Raw genomic sequence first — 22,908 nt, forward strand, 5'->3', positions numbered from 1 at the left:
GCCATTCTCTTTCCTCTCTGAAACAGTATGCAAGCGGACCGTGACGGGCAGAGCGCCCGTCACGGTTTCCTGTCTTGCTCGGCTTAGCGGTTGAGCCAGACGGTCCAGCCGGCCGTCCAGTCGCTGCCGGCATCCTTCACGGCGCCGATGAAGTTCACGCTGTCGAAGAAGGGATCGACAGTGCTCGGATCGGTTGCCGTAACCGCGGCCTCGGCGGAGCCATTGATGTACTTCTTGCCGCCGGTGGCCGGGGACGCGAGGGTTGCGGCCACGCCCAGCACGTTGTTGCTCTGGGCTTCAACCCAGGCCTTCGTGTCGTACGGATCGCCCGCTTCCACCTCCACGGCCGGGCTGCAGGAGAGCAGCGAGGATTGCAGCGTCAGGTCGCCCGTGCGGGTGGTGGCATTGGGGCCAGCCACGGCGAAGGTGGCCGCGTCGTCCAGGTCGAAGCAGCTGTTCGACCAGTTGGCGGCAACCACGTTCATCAGGTTGACCGCCGTGCCGCGGCGCAGAACCATCGCGCGCTCACCGATGCCCTTGTCACCCGCGCCAACGAAGGTGATGTTGGCGATCTTCGGGTGCGAACGGGGCGCGGCGTCGAAGTCGCCCTCAAGGTTGTCTGCCTCGATGCCACGCTCTGCCTCGGGCTGGTTCGGGTTCTGCACGATCAGGGCATACTGGATCTTGCCCTGCCAGCCGTCGGTCCAGTCGAGCGAGTCATCGCCCGCGCCGGTCAGGACCAGGTGCTTCACGTTGACCGTGCCGCCGAAGAACTCGACCGCATCGTCAGCGCCATTGTGCGATTGGATGTAGTCGACGGTGGTGCCGTTGCCCACACCCTGGAAGGCGATGCCGTTCAGCTCGTCTTCCGCGTTAATCAGGCGGCCGGCATATTTCACCACCACGTAGCGCAGCACGCCGCTATCGTCGTTCGGCACATTGCCGCCGAACAGACCGCTGTCGCCCTCGCCTTCCTTCTCGCAGACCGGCTGGGCGCCGGCGCAGGCGTTGATCGGCGCGCGACCGTTGATGACGAGACCGCCCCACAGCGCGGTGTCGGTGTCGAGCTGGTGCGTGTCGTCACCCACGGCCGACATGATGATCGGGGCGTCCTTCGTGCCGTTGGCGACGATGCGCGAGCCGCGGGAGATGAACAGCGCGGATTCCGCAGTCTGAGCGAGGACACGCACGCCGGCGTCGATGGTGAGCGTCGCCGGATCGGAGCCCGCCAGCGGGCTGGCCGGATCCATGCCGGCATCGGTGCCGATGCGAACCACGCCGTTCAGCAGGTAGTCGCGGCCGGCAGAGAGGCGCACGTCGTCGGTGATGGTGCCGGTCAGCACGCAGTTGCCGTTGGAGTCCTCGGTGATGCCGTTGACGCTCGGGCAGCCGGCGGCCGCGTTAAGGCCGAAGGTCCAACCCAGCGTCCAGTTGGCCGGCGCATCGGCTCCGTTGACGGCGCCAATGTAGTCGACCTTATCGAAGAAGCCGTCCACCTTGCTCATGTCGGTGGCGACCACCGCCGCTTCGGCGGAGCCGTTCACATAACCGCTGAGCGAGGCATCGCCGATCACGTTGTTGCTCTGGGCGAGGAACCAGTCGCTCAGGTCGATCGGGTCGCCGCTTTCCTCTTCGGTCGGCTGGCTGCAGCTCAGCAGCGTGGACTGAACGACCAGCGCGCCATTCTGCGCCTGGGCGAAGGTCGCCGCATCGTCGAGGTCAAGGCAGCCATCGGCGAAGTTGGTGACGACCGAGTTATAGATCTTGGCGCTGGTGCCGACGCGCAGCAGAATGCCCTGGCTGCCCACGCTCTTGGCCGGATCGCTGCTGGCCGCGCCGACAAAGGTCAGGTTGGCGAGCGTCGGGTTGGAGCGCGGCGAGGCGTCATGATCGTCGTCGAGGTTGTCCGCCTCGATACCGCGATCACCTTCCGGCAGGTTCGGATTCTGCATCACGATGGCGTGCTGGATCTTGCCCTGCCAGCCATCGGTCCAGTCGATGTAATCGTCGTTGGCGCCCGAGACGATCAGGTGCTTAACGGTGGCGGTGCCGCCGAAGAATTCGATGCCGTCGTCGGCGCCGTTGTGAACCTGGATATACTCGACGGTCGTGCCGGAGCCCACGCCCTGGAAGGCGATGCCGTTCAGCTCATCCTCGGAATTGATGAGCGCGCCCGAGTACTTGATTTGCACGTAGCGGAGAATGCCGCTGCTGTCCGCCGGGTTGTTGCCGCCGAACAGGCCGCTGTCGCCCTCGCCTTCCTTCTCGCAGACCGCCTGCGTGCCGGCGCAGGCATTGATCGGCGCAAGGCCGTTCAGAACCAGGCCGCCCCACTCGCCGGTGTTCGGGTCATCCGACGCGTTGCCGGTGAACGGCGAGCCGCCGATGCCCATGTCGCGGGCGCTGGTGAAGATGATCGGGGCATTGGCCGTGCCCTGGGCGTCGATGCGCGAACCGCGGCTGATGACCAGCGCGGTTTCCGGATCATCAGAATAAATCCGGGTGCCGGCCTCGATCTTCAGCGTCACGCGGGTGCCGCCGTTGCCGTTGGCGTCCGTCGGCTCGCCAATGAAAATGTTGCCCGGGCCGTTCAGTACATAAATGTTGTCTTTGGTGAGCGTCAGGTCAGAGAGGATGGCGCCAGCGTTGATCGCGCAGTGGGTTTCATCGCCCACCTGCTGCCGCGTGGTTCCGGTCGGGCAATTGCCGGCGCTGCCGCCGCCATTGTCACCATCACCGCCACCGTTGTCACCACCGCCCGGAACGCCCGGATTGGGCCCCTGGCTGCCTGGTGAGGCAATTTCACTCGAACTGTCGCTACAGGCCGCCAGCGCCACAGCCATCAAGGCTGTGCACAAAAGGCTCCTCAAACGAAAATGGGAAGACATTCATTAACCCCCGGCTATTTTGGAAGATCGGACGTCGGGTCCGGCGTTACGTGGGTGAGACTCAACCCGGGGGCAGCAATACCCATGCATTATTACAACCATGTAACAGGATGCCGGAGGACACGCGCCAGAAGCGGAAACGTGACGATGTTTCAGGGCAGCCACGCATTTTTATGGAGAAAAAGAAAAAGCCTCCGGGTCCGTGAAGGCGGAAGAGATCCATTCCCGCCCTCCTGACCCGGAGGCCCAGCATTCAAAGGCCATAGGTTGCAACGCCCAGTGAGGAACGACCTTTGAACGCTATTCCGCTGGCCTGATACGGCTGGCAACCATTTCGCCCTGCCCCCGCTCGATCGACCAGAGCACGCCGGCCTGCGCTCCATCCCAATCGATTGCCTGGCCACCCGTCGCAATGGCGATCGTCTCCACATGCGCGAGGCGTCCGCCGGCCTTCGGCAGCTCAAGAACGTAAAGCTCCCGCCGGTCATGGCCGGTCACATAGAGGCGATTATCCGGCCCCCATGCCGCGCCGGAACAGCTGGACGGCGCGAAACGAGCCAGCACATCCTCGGGAAACAGCCACGCCTCCTCGCGCTGGAACTGATCGTTCATCCGCACGAGCGTGGTGTAGCGGTGGTCCCGCCCCGGCTCTCCTCCCTTGGCGTCGTAGTTGGCAAAGACGCCCCACCAGGAATTATCGTGGCGCATCATCACCGTCAGCGACCCCGTGCCGGGACCAAGGCTGCGACTGCCCACATGGGTCATGGTTGCAGGATCGAAGAACTCAACCGAACTCGCCTGCGGCACGGCCGGGTAGTTGGACGCGGCGCAGACCAGTTTTTCCTCGACCATCGTGCAGCTGTTGATGTGGGGGAACAGCTGGCGGTCACCGGTCCAGCCCGCCACCTTCCTGCCCGTCGCCTTGTCATACTTGCCGATGGCGTTGTTGGCGATGGCATAGACATAGCGCCCATCCGACGCCACGCCCTGGCGCGCTTCCTGCGCCGGGATCCGCTGGATCACCGGCGCGGGCGCAGCGGCCTGCGGTGCCGCCGCTCCCACGGCCGCGGCGAAAATCAAGGCGAGGATTGCCATATCAGAACCTCACAGCCGCGCCGACGTAGAACGACCGGCCGTAGCGCTCGTTCTGGACCACCCAGTTGCCGATGCCGCCCTGATATTGGCGCGTCGGCTCGTCCGTCAGGTTCTTGCCTTCCACAAACATGCGGAAGTTCGGGCTGAAGGCGTAGCTGAACTTGGCATCCAGCCGGCGCAGATCGTCGTTGTACACATCCGTCAGGCGCTCATCGCCAATGCTGGCAAGAGCCTTGCCGGTGGTGTGGTAGCCAACGGAAGCCTCAACCGGACCATATTCATAGAACAACTGCACGCCCCAGAGCAGATCCGACTGCTGCGGGAAGCCGGATTTGCTCCGGCCCGGAATTTTCAGTTCGGAATCAACCAGCGTCAGGTTCGCGCCGAAACCGAAGCCCGACCACAGGCCCGGCAGGAAGGTGAATTGCTGCTGGTAAGCGAACTCCACGCCCTTGATCTCGCCCTCGTCCGCGTTCTGCGGCTGGGAGAATTCGAGCCGGTCATAGGTGCGCCCGCCAAAGCTGGCGTTTTCCATGGTGAAGCTCTGGGTGAAGATGGGGTTCTTCACGAACTTCATGAAAGCGCCGGCCGACAGGATGCCGCCTTCGGCGAAATACCACTCGGCGGTCAGATCCAGGTTATCAGAGACATAGGGCTTGAGCGCCGGATTGCCGCGCGAGACGGCGCCGTCAAACGTGCCATCACCATTGTCCACATACCCAACCTCGCCGCCCGGTCGCAGCGAATCATATTGCGGGCGGCCGATGCTGCGCGAATAGGCGGCACGCACGATCAGGCTTTCAACAGGCGTATAGCGCACGATGAGGCTAGGCAGCCAGTTGGTGTAGTCCGCGTCCCCGGAGGCCGCGACCACATCCGCCTCGTTCTCCAAGTCAAAACCCTGGATATCGACCTTGGTGTGTTCAACGCGCAGGCCGGCTGTCACCGCTACGTCGCCAAACTCCAGGTTGGTCATGGCGTAACCCGCATAGACCTCTTCCGTCAGGTCATAGTCAGGCAGAACAGTGTCCGCGAGCGTGCCGCTTTCATCGAGCACGAACTGGGGGCCGCCCAGCTTGCCCTCGGTGAAATCAATGATCGCATCCTGATCGATGGAAGGCGACAGGTAGTAATCCGACGCGCCGCCGGCATCCACCCACACACTGTCGCCCGCCAGCCCGTCCAGGGAGAAGCGGTTGCCCGCGCTGCCCCGGCCATAGGAGGTCGTGTTGCCATTGAACGACTTGTCGGTGGTACGGAAATTCGCGCCGAACTTGACGAAGCTGTTCTCGCTGAACTCCAGGTCCCGCTTCAGGTCGAGCCGCGCCGCCCAGGTGTCTTCCTCACCATGGTCGTCCTGCTCCGTGTACTCGCGGAATTCCAGATCCGCCGGCGTCAGGTAGCCGTTCTGCGGCGTGACGGTATAGAGCTTGTCGGTAAAATCGAAATCGAGCGGGCCCGGATTACCCCGGAACTGCCAGCTCTGGTTCGGTTCATCCAGCTCATTGTGAATGCGGGCGATACCGTATTCCGCCGTCCATAAACCGAAGCGGCTTTGCCCGCCCGCCATGCCGGCGAGCACCGATTTTTCCTTCTGCTCCAGCCGCAGGTCTGAACGCTGCTGGGTTGCGGTCGAAGTGCCTGTCAGGCCATCAGGATGGATGACGACGCTGCCGTCCGCCACCAGATCCGCGTCCGCAAAATCAAGCCGCATGCGCTGGCGGTATTCGTCTTCCTTGAACTTGCTGTAGAAGCCGCGCACATAAAACTGGTGATCGTCGTTCGGCCGCCAATCGAACGAGCCGCTGGCGCCGATACGCTCGCGGTTGAGCCGGTAGTCGGTGTATTTCAGGTTGGTCGGCAGGCCGCCGCGCTCCATCGCATCCACCGCGAACCAGTCGTCCGGATAGATGCCGTTGCTGGTGAAGGTGCGGTCGGAATAGCTGGCGCCAACCAGAATGCCGAACTGTTCGTCCTCGCCGAAGCGGCCCCCAACGCTCACGTCGCCCTGCACCGGCTGGCTTTTACTGTTCATCTCCTGGTAACCGACCTGGCCGTTGGCGGAGACGACAAAGGAGTCGCGAAAATCAAACGCCGTCTGGGTGACAAGATTGATAGTGCCGCCGATCCCCTGGGCCTGCTGGTCCGCCGATTTGACCTTGGACACTTCCACGCGGTTGAGCAGCTGGCCGGAGACCACGTCGAGCGGCAGGGCGCGGGTGTCGCCATCCGGGTTGCCGATTTCAAAACCGTTCAGCGTGTAGCCGTTGAGTTCGGAAGGAACGCCGCGCACCGAGGCATAGCGGCCCTCCCCCTGGTCGTATTGCACGCCCACGCCCGGCAGACGCTCGATCACCTCGGCCACGTTGCGATCCGGCAGGCGGCCGATATCGTTGGCCGAAACCGCATCCATTACCCCAAGCGCTTCCTGTTTCAGCGCAAGCGACCGGATTTGCTGGGCGCGTTGGCCGGTGACAACGATGGCGTCGATTTCCGGCGCTGCCTGCGCCTGAACGACGGCGGGGCAGGTTGCAGTCAGGATTGCCAGGCAGCTGACAACGCTACGCGATGAGGAGGACATCACCAGAAAGAACTCACATAAAAATCAAGGACACAGGCAGCGCTTTAAGCTGGCTAGATGACAGGGCGTTTACAGCCGTTCCAATTTTCGGAAAAAAGATGCTGTCAGCAGCGAAGGAGGCCGGCACGCGCCCCGGTTTCGCCCGGAATTCAGTCCTTTGCGCGATTGCATCACCATATGACCTTGGTTTTGCCGCCACGCCTTTCCATATATCCGAGCGCCAGAACCGCTCGACGCATCTGACACGGCCTGTTCATCGATCAGACGTCTTACCAGAGACACTTTCCCCGGGGGGTTGGCTCGGGTTCTAATTTCGCGCATTTTCTGGTTTTCCAGCTATGCACATTGCCTTGTTTATTCATGCTCTTACGATCGGCGGCGCGCAAAGCCGCACGCTGGCGCTTGCCAACGGCCTGGCGGCCAGGGGCCACCAGGTCGACCTGATCGTTGCCGCACGCGGCGCGGCCGGTGAAACGCGCCTCGACCCGCGTGTCCGCCTCGTGCCGCTGAGCCCGCGCCCGCCAGAGACCGTAGGTAGCGGCCTGCGCCGGATTGCGGACCTGATGACCAGCATCCCGGCCCTCGCGCGGTATCTGAACAGCGCCGGCCCGGACATCCTCCTCAGCATGGCGAACCATGTCGCGCCCATTGCCGCGCTGGGCCACGCGTTGATGCGACGACCGAAATCAACCCTGCTTGTGCTACGGGCAAGCAATCATGTGACGCGCACGCCCTCGGCCCATGGCAATGCCCTGCGGCGCCTGCACCTGCAGCCCTTCTGGACCCAGGCGGATCATATCATCGCCGTTTCCGGCTCTGTCGCCGACAGCCTGATCGTCGGCCTCGGCATTGCGCCCAGCCGCATCACGGTTCTGCCCAGCCCCATCCTGCCGGACGATCTGGCCGCCCGCGCCGCGCAGACGCCGGAGCACGATTGGCTGCGCGCGCCCGACCCGGCGCGCCCCACCCTTCTGGGGATCGGCCGCTTCGTACCGCAGAAGGGGTTTGACCTGCTGCTTGATGCTTTCGATCAGCTGCGCCGGCGGCGGTCCGCCCGCCTGCTGTTGCTGGGCGAGGGGCCTCAGCGGCCGCTCCTGGAAGAAAAGGTGCGCCAGTTGGGATTAGAGGATCTGGTCAGCCTTCCGGGAATCACGCGCAACCCGTTCGCCGCGCTCAGCCACGCTGACCTGTTCGTTCTGCCCTCCCGCTGGGAGGGGCTGCCCGCCACGCTCATCGAGGCGCTGGCCTGCGGCTGCCCTGTGGTTGCCGCCGACTGTCCTGGCGGCGTGCGCGAAGTCTTGCAGGACGGCCGCATCGGCCGGCTGGCGCCGCCCGGTGACGCCGGACTTCTGGCCGCAGCCATGGACGAGGCCTTGAGTCAGAAGCCCGACCGGACGGTTCTGCAAAACGCCATTCAGCCCTACCGAAGCGCAGCGGCGATTGCCGCCTATGAAGCCTGGCTGCTGGCTTGCCTGGCCGGACGCGACATGGCCCGTACTCCGCTAAAGACCGGAACCTACGGCTCCTAACCCTGCCGGGCAGAGGATTGCCCGCCAAAAATAACGGCCTCGTCGACCAGCACCCGCACTCCGCCTATGAAGCGAATGGGCACCAGCAGCCACGCTGTCACCGGCTGGCGGCCGCGCTCGGCGGGAAGGAATGCCCAGCGCAGAATGGCCTGGCGGGCGGCCTGGTCCAGCCGCGCATGGCCGCTGCTCTGATATATGTCGACGGAAAGGCTTTTCCCGGCCGGGCTCACCAGCACGCGCAGGATCACCACCCCCTCCTCCCTCAGCTGGCGGGCGGCGGCCGGGTAATCCGGCAGGCGGTTTCGCAGGGAGGCCACCGCATAGCGGGGCGGCGATACCAGATCAAAGCCCCGCGCGTTGAGCGAGTGGGCCGCAACGGCAGGCGTCAGCGCCTCCTCGGCAATGATCTCCTCGGGCGGGCGAGGCTTCGGCGCGCGCTCCGCAGCGCGAGCCTCGGCATCAGGCACCGGCAGCGCAGGCGCAAGGTCGGGCAGGGGCACGGGCGCCAGCGACATGCCCGCCAAATCCCTGGCAGGCGGAACCTGTAGTGGGGCCTCCAGCCGGATAATGGGTTCATCCGGGGCCTCCGGCAGGAGGAGGCGATAGCTGAGCAAAGCGGCAAGAATGGCCAGGTGCAGGCCAATGACGCTACCGAGGATGGCCGCCTGCGTCCTGAGATCGCGCGGGGCAGCCCACGCTCCGCCCCTGCCGGCGTTACGGCCGGCGATCAGGCGGCGCCAGGGCGCGCGGAACCAGGACCAGAATTCGAAACGGGGCATAGGGGAACGTCAGGCAACAGCAGCAGCCGATTGGTAGCCTGAGCCCCCAAAGCGCGCAAACGGTTTCCCGCCCGGTCAGGTCGTCCTGGTGTCGTGCCCCGTTCACTCCAGCGGGCGGAGCACAAGTTGCGACACGCCGTGCATCAACGCCTGCACCCCCAGCAGTTGCTGCTCCGTATTGACGTGGATGGCGCTGGGCGCGCCCATGTTCTCGATGATGAACCCGTTCGGATACTGGATGCGGGGTACATAGATTTCCGTCGGCCCCCGCACGCTGGGATTGCCCATCAGCACGCAGCGGAACATACGCGAGGTACGGCTGAAACGCATCATCAGCAACCGCCCCTGTGTTCGCCGCACATAGGGGCGGCAGAACCCCTCGATCGCCCGCCCACCGGCATCGGGGTCATTGCGCCCATCCATCTGATCGCGGGACCAGATGGAAAGGTCCTCCTGGTTCCAGCCGTCGCCAATGCGCGGATCGTTGCTGTTGGTCACCGTGTAGTTCCACTGCGCGCAGCTGAGCAGCAGTTCATCCATTGCGTCATACATCAAATCGAGCGCCTCGATCTGCTTGCGCCACACATGCGGCCCGCGCTCGCCCCGTGCCCAGGCCTCGTAGGATTCGCCTTCGTCGAAATTATAGGGAATGCCGAATTCGCCAACCAGCACCGGCGCGCCTTGCGGCATGGCGGCGGCGGCTTCCTTGAGCAGGCGCAGCTGGCGCACATAGATGCGTCCGAGCTGCCAGTGGTTGCGCGCCTGTTCGCCGGTCAGCAGGTCCGTATGGTCCTCCGGGTTGAACGTGGCGGTGGCCAGCGCGGTGATATCATACCAATGACCGGCGACCACCGTTGCCGGCGGTAGTTCATCCGGGTAGCCGCGGCCTTCATGAAATCCGCGCGGGTCGATTTCCGCAAAGAGCGCCCAATCCGGATTCCACGCATGGATGGCGCCTGCCATCTTGCGGAAAAAAGGGGCCGAAGCAGTCATCGGCAATGCTTATCATGCGATCGCCGATAATCCGGAAGGCATCCTCGCGCAGCGCGCGCGGCTCAGTGCCCCGTAATTCGTAAATTCCGGCCCGCTCGAACGGGCAGCATGCCTCCGGCTTCCAGATGGAGACGCCGTTGGGATTGATGCGTTGCTCATCCACCGGCACCGCCCGGCCCAGCTCCGCATGATGGATCAGGTGGGGCACGTGGACCGGAATCCCCCGCGCTGCGACGAGGCTGTCGAGGGGGAGACAGGGCCGGACCCGGCATGGGGGGCGAGAGCTGGTCGCCCGAGGGCGCCAGGTGGCGATAGGTCAGCCGCGTGCCGACCCAGCCGATGCCCGGCTCGTTCATGGTATCAAAGCCAAGAACATTGGGCAGGTGCGCCACCCGCTGCGCGATCTGCGTCATGGCCGCGATGTAGTGGCCCTGCAGAAACCGCTGCACGTTCGTGCCGCCGATTCTCCACTCAGGCGTTGCCAGCTCGCCGACCCAGAACAGGGTCCAGATGATACCATTGGCGGGCAGCCAGTAGTTGCGCGTCCATGCCATGGGCGGATAGTCCGCCTGACGCGGATTGGGATTTGAGTAATCATAAGCGTGCTGCATGACGAGCGCCGCGCCCGCGTCATGGAACTTGGTGAAGTCGAGCCCCAGCGCATCGAACACCCAGCCGGGGGCGCCATCGCCGCCCGACATGCGCGCCCACGCATCCTGGTGCAGGTCGACGATGACATAGAACCCCTTCTCGCCGGCCCGCTCGCACACTTCGGTGAAATAGTCGAGGTACGCCTCGTCATACTGGCCGGAGCCGGCGTGCTCGATAGCCTCCCATGTCGTCAGCAGCCGCAGGCAATTGAAACCCCAATGCCGCAGCCGATCGAGATGCTCGTCCGCCTCCTCGAGCGGAAACGGCCGGCCGATGAACGAGACGGCGTGATGGTTCGAGAAGTCCGTGGGGATGTGGGTCCCCCCCGTTGGGATAGGGGACCTTGCTGTCGCCGCCAAGGTTCACCCCGCGCAGGATGACCTGCCGGCCTTCGGCATCCAGGAACATCGACCCCGCCACCCGCACGCGCGACAGCACCATATCCCTCACCTCTTTCCCTAAGCGATGCGCCGGGCCAGCAGCTTCCGTTTCGGGCCGGAAACAGGTTCTACTGGCATCTATGTTTTCAACGTGGTAAGGGCCTCCCCGATCCGGCGGCGGCATCAAAAACCCAGCAGCGCCAATGCCCTGCCTGCGGGGCGGGCGCGCAAGCGGGCAAACGGCTCGCCCTGGAGCATGGTTCATAACAGTGGCGTAGGCAGAGTAACCCTGCCTGTCGGGAGCGGCAGCGCAGAGTGGCATGACCCAATGATTAGGAGTAACGACCCATGAAACGGCTTCTTGCCGCGCTGTTCCTCAGCCTGCTATTCGCCTCGCCACAGGCCCAGGCGGCCTTCGGCCGCGACCAGCCCATCTACAATGTCATCGATGCTCCGATTGCCACTGCAAGCGGCAAGCAGCCTTCGTCAGATCAGGTGCGGGCCGCCATCATCCAGGCCGCCTCCGCCCGCGGCTGGGTCACGCGCGACGAAGGCACCGGCCATCTGGTCGCCACGTTGCACGTCCGCAAGCACACGGCAGTCATCGACATCAAGTATACCGGCTCCAGCTTCAGCATCACCTATAAGGACAGCCAGGTGCTGCGCTACACCGGCACGACCATCCACCGGAACTACAACAAGTGGGTCAAGTTGCTGGAGCAGGACATCCAGCAAAAGCTGACAGCACTCTAGGCGCTACGCCTGCCAGACAAGCTCCGGCATCCAGTGATCGCGCGGCGTTCCCTCCAACGGGTCGACCACGGGAACAGGATACCGGAGCCAGTCCGTCTCGCAGCCGCCAACGGCAAGGGCAAGGCAGTGGCTGGCGCCAAGCAAACCGGCGGCCGCCTGCCAGCCTTCCGCATTTGCCGCGCGCCTCTTCAAGCCATCCAGCGCCATGCGCGACCCGCCAGGGTCGAGGCTCACCCCCTTCATTCCATCCCACACCGCGCCGCCCACGGCCTTGACCAGGCTTTCCCGCACTATCCAGAGCCGCAGGGCCGCCGCTTGCGCCTGTTCTTCCGGCAGCCCGGCCAGGCTGTGCTGTTCCGGCTCTGAAAAGAACGTCCTGGCGATCCGCAGCGCCTGCGCGGCCCGGCGCCTTTCCTCCACATCAACGCCGATGGCGGCAGCGCGCGCCACCGCCACCACCAGCCTGTTGCCCGCATGGGAAAGGTTGAAGACAAGGCCGCGCTCACGGATGGCCTCGCATTCCGGCCGGCCGTTCGGAGCGAGGGTGAAGACCAGCTCCTGCGGCGACAAGCCCGAAAGCTTCCCAAGGGCGCGACGCATCAGCCACCGGCCGAACAGAAACCGCCGCGCCGCATCGCCCTTGCGCTGCCGCATCAGCGCCCGATCGCCTTCCTCCAGCCAGTCGCACGCCTGCGCTTCCATGCCGGCCAGGCGCGGGTCGTCCAGTCCAAGCAGCCAGAGCTGCAACACGTCCGCCGCCTCAGACGAAGCGCTTCAGGATCAGCGAGGTGTTAACGCCGCCGAAGGCGAAGTTGTTGGTCATGACGGTATCCGTCTCAATCTCGCGCCCCGCGCCCACGATATAATCCAGCTCCGCGCAGCGCGGGTCAATGGATTGGAGGTTGAGGGTCGGCGCGAACCAGCCGCCGTTCATCATGCCAATGGTCATCATCGCCTCGAGACTACCGCAGGCGCCGAGCGTGTGGCCAAGATAGCTCTTGAGCGAACTGATCGGCACGGCACGGCCGAAAATCTGGCGCGTGGCCTGGCTCTCCGCCACATCGCCCAGATCCGTCGCCGTGCCGTGGGCGTTGACGTATCCGATGGTATCGGGTGAGACGCCAGCATCCTGCACCGCCATGTCCATGCAGATGGCCATGGTCTCCTGCGTCGGCTGGGTCACGTGGCGGCCATCCGAGTTGGTGGCAAAGCCGATAATCTCGGCGTGGATATGCGCGCCGCGCGCCAGCGCGTGCTCCAGATCCTCCAGCACCAGCGTCGCTGCGCCTTCGCCGATCACCAGGCCGTCCCGGCTGGCCTCGAAGGGACAGGGCGTCAGGTGAGGCTGCTCGTTCATCGAACTGGTGGCGTAGAGCGTCTCGAACACCGCCGCCTGGCTGGGGCTGATCTCCTCCGCGCCGCCCGCCACCATGATGACCTGCTGGCCGTGCTTGATCGCCTCGTAGGCGTAGCCGATGGCAAGGCTGCCCGAAGTGCAGGCACTGGAGGTAGGGATGATGCGCCCGCGGATGCCGAAGAAGATGCCGATGTTAACGGCGGTAGTGTGCGGCATCATCCGCACATAGGTGTTCGCGCGAATGCTATCGGTCTTGCGGTCGACCAGCATGGTGCCGAATTCCTGAATGGACGCGGGCGAGCCGGAGGACGAGCCGTAGGCAATGCCCACCTTCCCGCTGGTGAGGATGGGATTATCAATCAGCCCGGCATCGGCCAGCGCCATTTCGCTGGAAAAGGTCGACATCATGCCGATACGGCCCATGCTGCGGACCCGCTGGCGGGTGTAATGGGCAGGCAGGTCAAGCTCAGGCACGATAGCCGCGATGCGGCAATTGAGGCCTTCGTAAATTTCCCATTCCGGCATGTAGCGCACACCGTTCTTGAGCGCGCGCAGCCCCGCTTCCATGGCCTGCCAGCCGTTGCCGATGGGGGAGACGCCCCCCATTCCGGTCACCACCACCCGTCGCATCACGCCATCCCACCGTTCACGGAGATCACCTGCCGCGTAATGTATGCGGCGCTGTCGGAGAAAAGATAGGCAACCAGGCCCGCCACCTCTTCCGCCCGGCCCATCCGTCCGGCGGGAATAAGGTGCTTGATCCGGTCCATCTCCACATCATCCACCATATCCGTCTCAATGACGCCGGGGGCAACGCAATTGACCGTGATCTGCCGGCTGGCCAGCTCAATGGCCAACGACTTGGTCGCGCCAATGAGCGCAGCCTTGGTGGCGCTGTAATTGACCTGCCCCCGGTTGCCCATGATACCGGCAACGGACGAAAGCACGACGATGCGCCCGCCCTTTCTTGCCCGCACCATCGGCATGACCGTGGGCTGCGTCACATTGAAAAAACCATTGAGATTGACGTTCACAACCTCATCCCATTCCTCGCCGGTCAAGGCCGGAAAGGCGGCATCGCGATGGATGCCCGCGTTGCAGACGACGCCGTAGTAGGCGCCATTCGCCTCGATATCCTGCTCGATGGCAGCAACGGCTCCGGCCCGATCGGCCACATCGAAGCCGAGCAACCAAGCGCTGCGGCCCAGCGCCTCGATCTCCCGCGCCACCGTCTCGGCGGCTTCGCGGTTGCTGCGAAAATGCACAGCGATATCGAACCCGGATTTCGCCAGTTCCAGCGCAATTGCCTTGCCGATGCCACGGCTCGATCCGGTGACGAGTACACGACGCTTCATGCCATCTGCTCTTCAAAAAGGTTTTCTGGTCTTCGGGGACATAAACGTTGAGGCGCCCCTGCGCGAGGATATCGCCCGTCTGGTCCCTGATGGTGCAGGAGAAAACACCAGCCGGACCATCGATGATTTCTTCCTCGACCCGCACGGTCAGCAGCGCGCCCACGGGGAAATGATCGCGCATGACCTCGTATCGCCTCGTGCCGACAAGCAGACCCTTTTCGATCTCTCGCCCGGCCCGGCGGGCGGCAAGCCCTGCGAACATGGCGATGCCCTGCGCCATGTATTCGATGCCGACCCAGGCGGGCACGCCCCGCCCCGGCTCGCAGAACAGCCGGTCCTCGGCGACGCGCACCTCGGCCTCCGCCCAGCCCTCGCCCGCGCGCGCGAAGCGATCGAGCAGCACCATTGGTCCGCTGTGCGGCACCAGGCTTTCCACAGGCCAAGTCATCTCCAGGGCTGCATGGTCTTTCGCCATCACTCCTCCCTCCCCAGAATGAGGCTTACATTATTGCCGCCAAACGCGCTGGTGTTGGACATGAGATACAGTGGTCCGTCGCGCGTGAGGCAGTCGCCCACGCGCGCCAGCTCGTCATATAAAAGCCCCTCGTCCGCCACCCCATCGAACAGGTGGGGTGGCACGCGCCGTTCTATGTTGGCGTCCAAAAGGGTGAGCCAGCACAGCGCCGCGCCGAGCGCGCCCGCCGCACCCAGCGTGTGGCCCAGCTGCGGCTTCGAGGAACTCATCGGCGGCAGCTTGCTCCCGAACACGCGGCGCATGGCCTTGCTTTCCATCGCATCATTATGCTGCGTGCCGGTGCCATGAAGCTGCACATAGGCAATGTTCTCAGGCGCAAGCCCTGCGTCCGCAAGCGCGTTCCGCACCGCCTGCTCCAGTCCCTTCCCCTCCGGCTCCGGCGCGTTCATGCTGTAGGCATCCGACGTGATGCCTGCGCCCTTGAGCGCGACCGGCCCCGGCTCGCGCCGCATCATGAACACCGCCGCGCCTTCGCCGATGGTAATGCCGTCGCGGTTGCGGCTGAAAGGGTTGCAGATGCCGGCCGAAACCGCCCCCAGAGCGGAAAAGCCGTTCACCGTCAGCTGGCAAAGGCTGTCCACCCCGCCGACCACGACCGCATCGGCCAGCCCTGCCCGCAACAATCGCCGGCCCGCCGCCAGCGCCTGCGCTCCGGCGCTGCACGCGGTTGATATGGCATACGCCAGCCCGGCTAACTCGAAATGCCGCGCCAGCGTCTCGGCCACGCTGCCCATTTCCTGCCGGGCAAAATCGAAGTTCTCCGGCAGCTTGCCATCGCGCCTCAGGGCAGCAACCGCCATCTCGCCCTCGGCGATGCCGGATGTGCTGGAGCCCAGCACCACCGCCACCCGCTCCGGCCCGAAGTCGGATTTCGCCTGTGCGATGGCAACCGTGATCTGGCGGGCAGCCTCAATGAGCAGCCGGGCATTACGGCTATCCCAGCGGGCCAATCCTGCAGGCAATGCGGGCAGCGGCGTTCGCACTGCGCCCACGTAAACCGGTGCGCCGTCCACCCGCAGCGCTTCGGATCGCACGATGCCCGGCTGCGCGCCCGCCATCAGCGCGGAGAACACCTCGTCCTTCCCACATCCGAGAGCGCAGACCAGCCCCACATCATGCAGGTAGGCGGTTTTGGCCAGAGTCATGAGGCAAGACCCGTCTGATGGGAGCGGACCCGCACTTCATAGGCCGGCTCGGTATGGCGAATGCTTACCAGCTGCGCCGCATCGTCGCCCGCGCTGAATGTCACCTCCGCCATCACCGCGCCGTCCGGGCCAAGCACGCGGCGCCGGGCGTTCTCCGCTTCCAGTCGCAGCCCTTGCGCCGCCAGCGCCGGGGCAAGCGCATCCATAGGCCAGAAGGCGAGCTGGAAATCCACCAGCACGAAGCGTGGATCAAACGGCAGCGCCCGCCCGCCGGTGGTTTGCACATCAAGCCGGCCGTCTGCGTGGGTCAGGGTAAACAGCGGAAAACCCAAGGGACTGAAGCCCACCATCACCAACCGCTCAGGGCGGATTTCCACGCGGAAACGCAGGCTGGCCTCATTACCCTCGACCATGCCGCTGATCTGCTGGTCAAACGCTGCCGTGCCGCCGAAGCTGGCTGGCGGCAGGCTCACGCCGAGCAGCGCCGCCGTCGCATCGGGTACCGCTGCCGGCGCTTGCGCGGCCTTTCTTGCCGGCTGCATGGACGCGCAGCCCGCAAGACAAGCAAGAAGCAACGGAACGAGGAGCTTTCTCATGCCGCGCGGCTCGCCTCCGCCAGTGCCGCCAGGCGTGGGCCCGTGCGCGCGACGAGCGGATTTTCCTCGTCCCACGCGTAGCCTGCGAGGATGGAGCAGACCATGCGGCGGATCTTATCGTCAGCCCGATCGGCCGCGAAAATGATATCCTGCAGATCGCCCGTGTACCAGGTGGCGACGAAGTGACGGAAGGTCTCAACGCCGCGCGTCAGCTGCCGGGCGAAATCGGCCTCCCAGTCCACCGTCTCGCCCGCAAGCTGACGACGCAGCACACCGGCGGCAAGCGATGCGGACTTCAGCGCAATCGTCACGCCCGAGGAGAAGACGGGATCTAAAAACTCACCCGCATTGCCGAGCAACACAAAGCCCGGCCCATGGAGCGAGGAGACCTTTGACGTATAACCCGCCATACGCTTCACCGGGCGTATCATCTGCGCCCCGCCGAGCAGACGCGACAGATTGGGTACGTCATGAATGAGCTTCCAGAGCTTATCTTCGTCCTCGCCGGGGAGGCAGTCGAACCGCGCGACTTCGCCAACCACGCCGACGGATGACGTGCCGTCCGAAAATGGAATGGTCCAGAACCATACGTCCCGCATGGCGGGGTGGGTGGTAATGAGGATCTTTTCCCGGTCGAAGACACCCGGCTCCATGCGATCCGTCACATGGGTGAACAGAGCCTGGCGAACCGGCCAGTCCGACGGGCGGTCGAGCCCCAGGAGGCGCGGCAGCACGCGCCCGTAGCCGCTGCCATCCAGACAGAAGCGGGCGCGCAAGGTGCCCTCGCCTTCCGGTCCGGTGAAGGAGAGCCGCACGCCGTCCCCTTCTGCCGCGAACCCCGTCGTCGTGTAGCCGTAGCGGATATCCGCGCCCATACGCGCGGCCTCATCGGCCAGCAGCTTATCGAAATCAGCGCGCTTCACCTGATAGGTGGTGTCCCAGCCCGGCGAAAACTTGTCGGAAAAATCAAAGGCGTAGTAGCTCCCGCTCGCCTCGAACGCGGCGCCGTTCTTCGTCTGGAACCCGGCCTTTCGCACGGCCTCCAGAAGACCCGCTTCTTCCAGAAACGTCATGCACTGAGGCAACAGGCTCTCGCCGATGGAAAAGCGCGGAAAATGCTCGCGCTCCAGCACGGTCACGGCATGGCCTGCCTGCCGCAGCAGGGCTGCCGCCACTGCGCCAGAAGGACCGGCCCCAATAATCGCAACATCACACGTTAAGTTATTCGACATGAGTTATCTCCAAGGGCGCCGGAGCAGGAAGCGCAACAGGCTGGCGCACAGCCCCGGCAAAAGAGGCAACAAGGAACGCCAGCGTGATGCCGATGGCCATGGTCAGGCCAAAGGCCGCAAGCGCTGCGGTTTGGGAAAGGGCCAAGAGGCCAAACGCCAGCAGGGTCGTGAGCGCGGACAGGGCAACGGCGGCGAAGGTCGTCCAGTCGCCATCATGCGCTTCCTGAAAGAAGATGCCGTAATCCACCCCCAGCCCCAGCACCAGCAGCAGCGCCATGGTGTGGAACAGGGTGAAGGGCTCCCCCGCCAGAGCAAGCGCGGCAATCACCCCCAAGGCCGCAAGGCACGGCCCCGCCATCAGGCGCAGCGCAGCCTGCCAGCCGTAGTAGACAACAAAAAGCACCGCAACGATTGCGAAAGACGCAACAATCAACAGCACCGCCCGTTCGCGGTAGCTGGCGAAAATCTTCGAGACATCCGCCGCCGGATCGACCAGCGATACGCCCGCGGGCATGGAAATTCCGAGCAGACGGCTCGCATCGGTCACGCCGCGCAAGGGCACGATCGAGGCATAAACGCCGCCATCCCCCACCGTGCCGAGCCACAGCATCCGGTAGGCTCCGGAGGCCGGGCTTGCCATCCACGCCTCCAGCGTCAGCGGCTTGGCTTCCGCAAGCTCACGGCGATACTTGGCGATGATGCCCTCCTGCAAGCCGATGCGATGCGCCACGCTCTCCAGCGCGCCGTTCGGCGCATTTGCGATCTGGCGCAGACGGGCGATGACCTCCTCCTGCCGCGCAGGCGAAGGCACAAAGCGAGAGAGCGCCAGCACGCCGCGCAGAACGCCCTGCCCCACGGCCGGCGCCAGCGCATCGGCGGCGGCTTCTTCCCGCGCCAGGACTTCTTCCGGCGACCGGCCCGTCACCACGAGAAACTGCCCGCTCATGTCGTTGCCGAGGATGTGCCGCACGGCCTGCTCCTCCGCTACCACCGCCGGGTCGAGCGACTGGAACTGGCGCACATCATCCAGCCCCCGGATCGTCCCAAGGCCGTAAAGGCCAAGCAGCGCAATGGCGCCTGCTGCGACCAGCAGCATGCGAGACGCGGCGGGCGTCGTTGTTGCGCCAACCCACGCCTTCACCATTCTCTCCAGCCAGGCCGCGCCCGTGGTCGGGCCGGAGCGGATGAACAGCGGATGCGCGGTCAGTGTCGTGAGGAGAGCCGCCGAAAGCCCAATGATGGAGAACACCGCCATTTGCATGAGGCCCGGAAATCCTGAAATCGCCAGGCCCGCATAACCAATGCAAGTGGTGGCCAGCGCCAGGGTCATGCCGGGGCGCACCGTGCGCGCGGCGGTTGCCGCCTGCCAGTCCGCTTGGCGGCGCAGCCGGCCCGCAAGTAAATGCAGCACGAAGTCGATGGAGGTGCCGACCAGGCTGACGGCAAACACCAGCGTCAGCAGGTGGATCTGGCCGAAAACCGCCAGACACGCCGCGATGCCGGCCAGCGCGCCGCTGCCGATCACCACCATGCCAAACACCAGCGGCCGGCCAGAGCGGAAAGGCGCGACCAGCAGCAGGCCAACGCCAAGAAGCGAGATCAACCCCAGCTGGGAGACTTCCTTTTCCCCCGTGGCAGCGCCTGCCGCCGCATGGGGCAGCACGCCGGCGCTGCGGACCGTCATTCCGGGCGATAGCGCCGCAACCTCCGTCTTGGCGGCCTGGAGGGCAGGCATCACTGCGCTCTGTACATCGAGCGCATAGGGCGAGGCCGTAAGCGCGAGGTTGAGCACGGCATAGCGCTCGCCGCCTACGCGCGCCACTGGCTCACCTTCCACCAGATCGAAGTTCTGGCCGCCAACCATAGCCTGCCGCTCGGTCAGGAAACCCGGCAGCAACAACAGGGGGTCCCGAACAATCAGCGCAGAGGCTGCCGCACCGCCGGGCCCGAAATACTGCCGCAGGACGGCGCGTTCCAACGCCCCGGCCTTTTCCTCATTCATAAGAAGCGGCCGCATTTCATCGCTTATGAGGCCGAAGCGATGATCGAGGTAGAGCTTGCCCAGCGCCTCGAAGCCTCCGTTTGGCGCATCGGCCTGGGCCTCGATAAATCCCGTCGCTATCAGCCGCGCACGGACCGCCTTTGCGCCCCTGGCCGCCTGCTCGGGCGACACTGCCCCGCCGACAATCACCACGAGCCGTTGCTCCAGCGCCGCCTGCGCCCGGCTGATGGCTGCGTCCACCGCCACGTCGCGCTCGGCGTGCGGCAACAGGGCCTTAATATCGGTCGCAAAGGCCCCGCCCGCCAGCACGCGCACGGCAACAAGCGCGGCCACGCACGCCATGGCAGCGAGCCACAGCCAGGTTTGCAGAGGAAGGCGCAGCTTAGCCACCAAAGGCCCGCCTTTCCGCCGGCGTGAGCGCTGCTGGCCGGATGGTGTGGCCAGAAATATCAATGGCGGTGGCGTCGCCACTCTGCTCGCGCACCAGCACCTTCTCGATGAACCGGCCGCCCGTCACATCAATGCCGGCGATCGCCCGGCGGATGAGCGCGTCCTTCGGCGTCAGCCGCAACTGCCACGCCGCGCCCGTGCGTTCGAGGCGGGCATCGAAAATCTCGGCCACGCCTTCCGGCTTGCTGGAAAGCAGCCCGAGAAACAGCCGGGTGAATGCGCCGAACATCGGCTGGCTGGCGGTAGGAGTGGCGCGCGCCGGCAGCCCCTCTTCCCGCTCGATGATTTTCTCGGGCGTAATGGCGATCATGAGCGGGAACGGGTTTTCCAGCTGCCAGAGCAGCCCCCGGTTGCCGGCAACCACCAGCTTACCCTCGGAGACCAGCGGCTGGCTCAGCGCCTTTGTCGTGCGGACCTGCCGGAAATTCGCGCGCAGCACCTCGGCCTTTTCCACCTGGGCAGTAAGCGCCTGCAACGCCGCCTTGCCCTGCAGCGTCTCCGCTCCGGCCATGCCCGGCATGCCAACCGCAAGCGCTGCCATCAGAAGCGCCCGGATCATCGTCGTCACCCATCTAGCCATTGCGAGCCTCCAGCTTGCGCGCCAGTGCCTCCACGGGCGCGAACTGCAACTCGCCCGTTGCCTTGTCCACCGCCACCTGCACCGTATAGCCCTTGGTGAGCCGCGCCCCGCTTTGCGCGTCACGGATCACATAATCGATCCGCAGGCGCGGTTCGTATTCCGTGAGCTTGGCGGTCACCCGCAGCTTCTGGCCGAAGCGGGCGGGCGCAGGATAGCGCACCCACAGCTCCGTCACCGGCCAGGCGAAGCCCGAGGCTTCCATCTGCGGGTAATTGTAATCAATGGCGTCCAGAAGCGCGCAGCGGGCAACCTCGAAATATTTCACGTAATGGCCGTGCCAGGCGACGTTCATCGCATCCACGTCATGGAACGGCACCACCACCTCAACCGTCGCCTCGGGCAGGCGCAGCATTTTTTGCACCTCACTCATAAATCGGCCACCGGACAGACTGGATATGGCCGACCATCTGACGAAGCTCGCCTTCCAACGGCCGGTCCTCCTCCACGAAAGGCGAGACCTCGCGCACGGCGGCCACCATTTCGCCGAGCGGCCCTTCCGCCCAGGCCGCCGCACCGCCGCTTTCCCGCCGGCGGAGATCAAGCGCCTGGCAAACGGCAAGCAGGTGCGCCGCCGTCACCTGCTCAGTCAGTTGCAGCACCCGCAGGCAGTCACGCGCGGCAATGGTGCCCATGCTCACCTTGTCCTGATTGTGGCACTCGGTGGAGCGGGAGAAGACGCTGGCGGGCATAGTCTGCTTCAGCGCCTCGGCGGTCCACGCTGACATGCCGATCTGCACCGCCTTGAAGCCGTGGTTGATGGCGGCCCGCCGCCCGCTCGCGCCTGAAAGGTTGGCGGGCAGGCCGTTGTTGAAATGAGTATCCACCAGCAGCGCCATTTGCCGGTCCATCAGGTCGGCGAGGTTGGCGACCGCCGTTTTCAGAGCGTCCATGGCGAAGGCAATGTGCCCGCCATAGAAGTGCCCGCCGTGCAGCAGCAGCTGATTTTCGCCATCGATGATGGGGTTGTCGTTGGCGCTGTTGAGTTCGGTCTCGATGAACTGGCGCAGCCAGAGCAGGCTGTCGCGCAGCACGCCGATGATGTGCGGCGCGCAGCGGATGGAATAGCGATCCTGCAGCCGGTGGCTATGGGTGGGTGCGTCCCCGCGCCCCCAGGTCCGCGCGAATCCACGCGGCGATTTCCGCCTGGCCTGGATGCGGCTTCACCGCGAACAGGCGCGGATCGAAGTGATATTCATTACCGCCCAGCGCAACGCTCGCCATGGCGGTCAGCCGCGCGGTCAGGCGGGTCAGGTACTCGGCACGGGCATAGGCATCGCAGGCGAGCGCCGTCATCACCGCCGTGCCATTCATGATGGCCAGCCCCTCCTTGGGCTGAAGCGTGAGGGGCACAAGCCCCGCCGCCGCCAGCGCCTCGGCCGCCGGGCAGGTCTTGCCCCGGTAGAGCACGTCCCGCTCGCCCACCAGTGCCGCCGCGATGTAGGAAAGCGGCGTCAGATCACCGCTCGCGCCAACGCTTCCTTCCTCCGGAATGAGCGGCAGCAGATCATGATTCAGAAAGTCGCTGAGCCGTTCCAGCAGCACCCAGCGCACGCCGGAGACCCCGCGCGCGAGCGACGCCAGCCGTACCGCCAGCACGGCCCGCGTCTGCGCGGCATCCAAATGACGGCCGAGCCCGCAGCCATGGAAGCGCGACAGGTGCAGCGGCAGCGCCTCGACGAGATCGCGCGGCACGCCCCGGCCGCAGCTGTCGCCATAGCCGGTGGTCACGCCGTAGACATGCCCCTCGCGGTCGAGCAGCGTATCGAGAAAGGCAACGCCCGCCTCCACCTTGCGGCGAAACGCATCCGACGCCGAAAGCGCCACGGGCACGCTTCTCCGCGCAATGGCGTTCACGTCTTCGATCCGCAGCGGCCCGTCGCCAAAGACAATGGGCGTTTGGGCAGCGGCACCATCAAGCGGTGAGGAAATATGGTCTGGTCGGTACAT

19 protein-coding genes and 1 pseudogene are annotated in these 22,908 nt (G+C 65.1%); 2 read left to right on the forward strand and 18 right to left on the reverse strand.

Annotated elements, in window-relative coordinates:
* Positions 1-83: 83 nt before the first annotated feature.
* The 3 genes from L0C21_RS14090 to L0C21_RS14100 all read right to left on the reverse strand — a co-directional run bounded on the left by L0C21_RS14090 (position 84) and on the right by L0C21_RS14100 (position 6,564).
* The gene (locus tag L0C21_RS14090) at positions 84-2,843 is read right to left on the reverse strand and encodes a beta-helix domain-containing protein (RefSeq protein WP_259279076.1); all 2,760 of its coding nucleotides are present in this window, start codon (positions 2,841-2,843) and stop codon (positions 84-86) included.
* 345 nt (positions 2,844-3,188) lie between these two features.
* On the reverse strand, positions 3,189-3,983 hold the full coding sequence (locus tag L0C21_RS14095) for a hypothetical protein (protein ID WP_259279077.1): 795 nt from the start codon (positions 3,981-3,983) through the stop codon (positions 3,189-3,191).
* A gap of 1 nt (position 3,984) precedes the next feature.
* On the reverse strand, positions 3,985-6,564 hold the full coding sequence (locus tag L0C21_RS14100) for a TonB-dependent receptor (protein ID WP_259279078.1): 2,580 nt from the start codon (positions 6,562-6,564) through the stop codon (positions 3,985-3,987).
* Between the two features lie 350 nt (positions 6,565-6,914).
* Here L0C21_RS14100 and L0C21_RS14105 point away from each other — a divergent pair, with 350 nt between their 5' ends.
* Complete coding sequence (locus tag L0C21_RS14105) at positions 6,915-8,093, forward strand: glycosyltransferase (protein WP_259279079.1); 1,179 nt, start codon at positions 6,915-6,917, stop codon at positions 8,091-8,093.
* Here the strand turns inward: L0C21_RS14105 and L0C21_RS14110 are convergent.
* The 3 genes from L0C21_RS14110 to L0C21_RS14120 form a co-directional block, all read right to left on the reverse strand.
* Complete coding sequence (locus L0C21_RS14110) at positions 8,090-8,872, reverse strand: energy transducer TonB (RefSeq protein WP_259279080.1); 783 nt, start codon at positions 8,870-8,872, stop codon at positions 8,090-8,092. The two genes, L0C21_RS14105 and L0C21_RS14110, sit on opposite strands and share 4 nt — an antisense overlap.
* A 102-nt stretch (positions 8,873-8,974) precedes the next feature.
* Complete coding sequence (locus tag L0C21_RS14115) at positions 8,975-9,865, reverse strand: hypothetical protein (protein WP_259279081.1); 891 nt, start codon at positions 9,863-9,865, stop codon at positions 8,975-8,977.
* A gap of 155 nt (positions 9,866-10,020) precedes the next feature.
* On the reverse strand, positions 10,021-10,875 hold the full coding sequence (locus L0C21_RS14120; protein ID WP_259279082.1) for a cellulase family glycosylhydrolase: 855 nt from the start codon (positions 10,873-10,875) through the stop codon (positions 10,021-10,023).
* Positions 10,876-11,244: 369 nt separating this feature from the next.
* Here L0C21_RS14120 and L0C21_RS14125 point away from each other — a divergent pair, with 369 nt between their 5' ends.
* Positions 11,245-11,649, forward strand: a complete 405-nt coding sequence (locus tag L0C21_RS14125; protein ID WP_259279083.1) for a hypothetical protein — start codon at positions 11,245-11,247, stop codon at positions 11,647-11,649.
* Positions 11,650-11,652: 3 nt separating this feature from the next.
* Here the strand turns inward: L0C21_RS14125 and L0C21_RS14130 are convergent, their stop codons facing one another.
* The 12 genes and pseudogenes from L0C21_RS14130 to L0C21_RS14180 all read right to left on the reverse strand — a co-directional run bounded on the left by L0C21_RS14130 (position 11,653) and on the right by L0C21_RS14180 (position 22,908).
* Entirely contained in the window at positions 11,653-12,399 is a 747-nt protein-coding gene (locus L0C21_RS14130; protein ID WP_259279084.1) for a 4'-phosphopantetheinyl transferase family protein, read from the reverse strand.
* A gap of 10 nt (positions 12,400-12,409) precedes the next feature.
* Positions 12,410-13,636, reverse strand: coding sequence for a beta-ketoacyl-ACP synthase (locus L0C21_RS14135; protein WP_259279085.1), 1,227 nt, complete (start codon positions 13,634-13,636; stop codon positions 12,410-12,412).
* A complete protein-coding gene (gene fabG, locus L0C21_RS14140; protein ID WP_259279086.1) occupies positions 13,636-14,361 on the reverse strand; it encodes a 3-oxoacyl-ACP reductase FabG in 726 nt (241 codons plus the stop codon). The genes L0C21_RS14135 and fabG overlap by 1 nt, the downstream gene beginning before the upstream one ends.
* Positions 14,362-14,383: 22 nt before the next feature.
* A pseudogene (locus L0C21_RS16940) lies at positions 14,384-14,836 on the reverse strand (hotdog family protein); the annotation flags it as partial.
* Positions 14,836-16,041 (reverse strand): beta-ketoacyl-ACP synthase, encoded by a 1,206-nt coding sequence (locus L0C21_RS14145; RefSeq protein ID WP_259279087.1) that lies wholly within the window; start codon positions 16,039-16,041, stop codon positions 14,836-14,838. The pseudogene L0C21_RS16940 and the gene L0C21_RS14145, both read right to left, overlap by 1 nt.
* Positions 16,038-16,583, reverse strand: a complete 546-nt coding sequence (locus L0C21_RS14150; RefSeq protein ID WP_259279088.1) for a DUF3261 domain-containing protein — start codon at positions 16,581-16,583, stop codon at positions 16,038-16,040. Before L0C21_RS14150 ends, L0C21_RS14145 begins: the two co-directional genes overlap by 4 nt.
* Before the next feature lie 50 nt (positions 16,584-16,633).
* A complete protein-coding gene (locus L0C21_RS14155; RefSeq protein WP_259279089.1) occupies positions 16,634-17,869 on the reverse strand; it encodes an NAD(P)/FAD-dependent oxidoreductase in 1,236 nt (411 codons plus the stop codon).
* Positions 17,859-20,261 (reverse strand): MMPL family transporter, encoded by a 2,403-nt coding sequence (locus L0C21_RS14160; protein ID WP_259279090.1) that lies wholly within the window; start codon positions 20,259-20,261, stop codon positions 17,859-17,861. Before L0C21_RS14160 ends, L0C21_RS14155 begins: the two co-directional genes overlap by 11 nt.
* The gene (locus L0C21_RS14165) at positions 20,254-20,901 is read right to left on the reverse strand and encodes an outer membrane lipoprotein carrier protein LolA (protein WP_259279091.1); all 648 of its coding nucleotides are present in this window, start codon (positions 20,899-20,901) and stop codon (positions 20,254-20,256) included. Before L0C21_RS14165 ends, L0C21_RS14160 begins: the two co-directional genes overlap by 8 nt.
* Positions 20,894-21,331: an acyl-CoA thioesterase gene (locus L0C21_RS14170; protein WP_259279092.1), complete on the reverse strand. Its 438-nt coding sequence runs from the start codon at positions 21,329-21,331 to the stop codon at positions 20,894-20,896. The genes L0C21_RS14165 and L0C21_RS14170 overlap by 8 nt, the downstream gene beginning before the upstream one ends.
* On the reverse strand, positions 21,324-21,992 hold the full coding sequence (locus tag L0C21_RS14175; protein WP_259279093.1) for an aromatic amino acid ammonia-lyase: 669 nt from the start codon (positions 21,990-21,992) through the stop codon (positions 21,324-21,326). Before L0C21_RS14175 ends, L0C21_RS14170 begins: the two co-directional genes overlap by 8 nt.
* 52 nt (positions 21,993-22,044) lie before the next feature.
* Positions 22,045-22,908, reverse strand: a complete 864-nt coding sequence (locus L0C21_RS14180; RefSeq protein WP_259279094.1) for an aromatic amino acid ammonia-lyase — start codon at positions 22,906-22,908, stop codon at positions 22,045-22,047.

The sequence above is a fragment of the Pedomonas mirosovicensis genome (genome assembly GCF_022569295.1).
GTDB classification, from domain to species: Bacteria; Pseudomonadota; Alphaproteobacteria; order Sphingomonadales; family Sphingomonadaceae; genus Pedomonas; species Pedomonas mirosovicensis.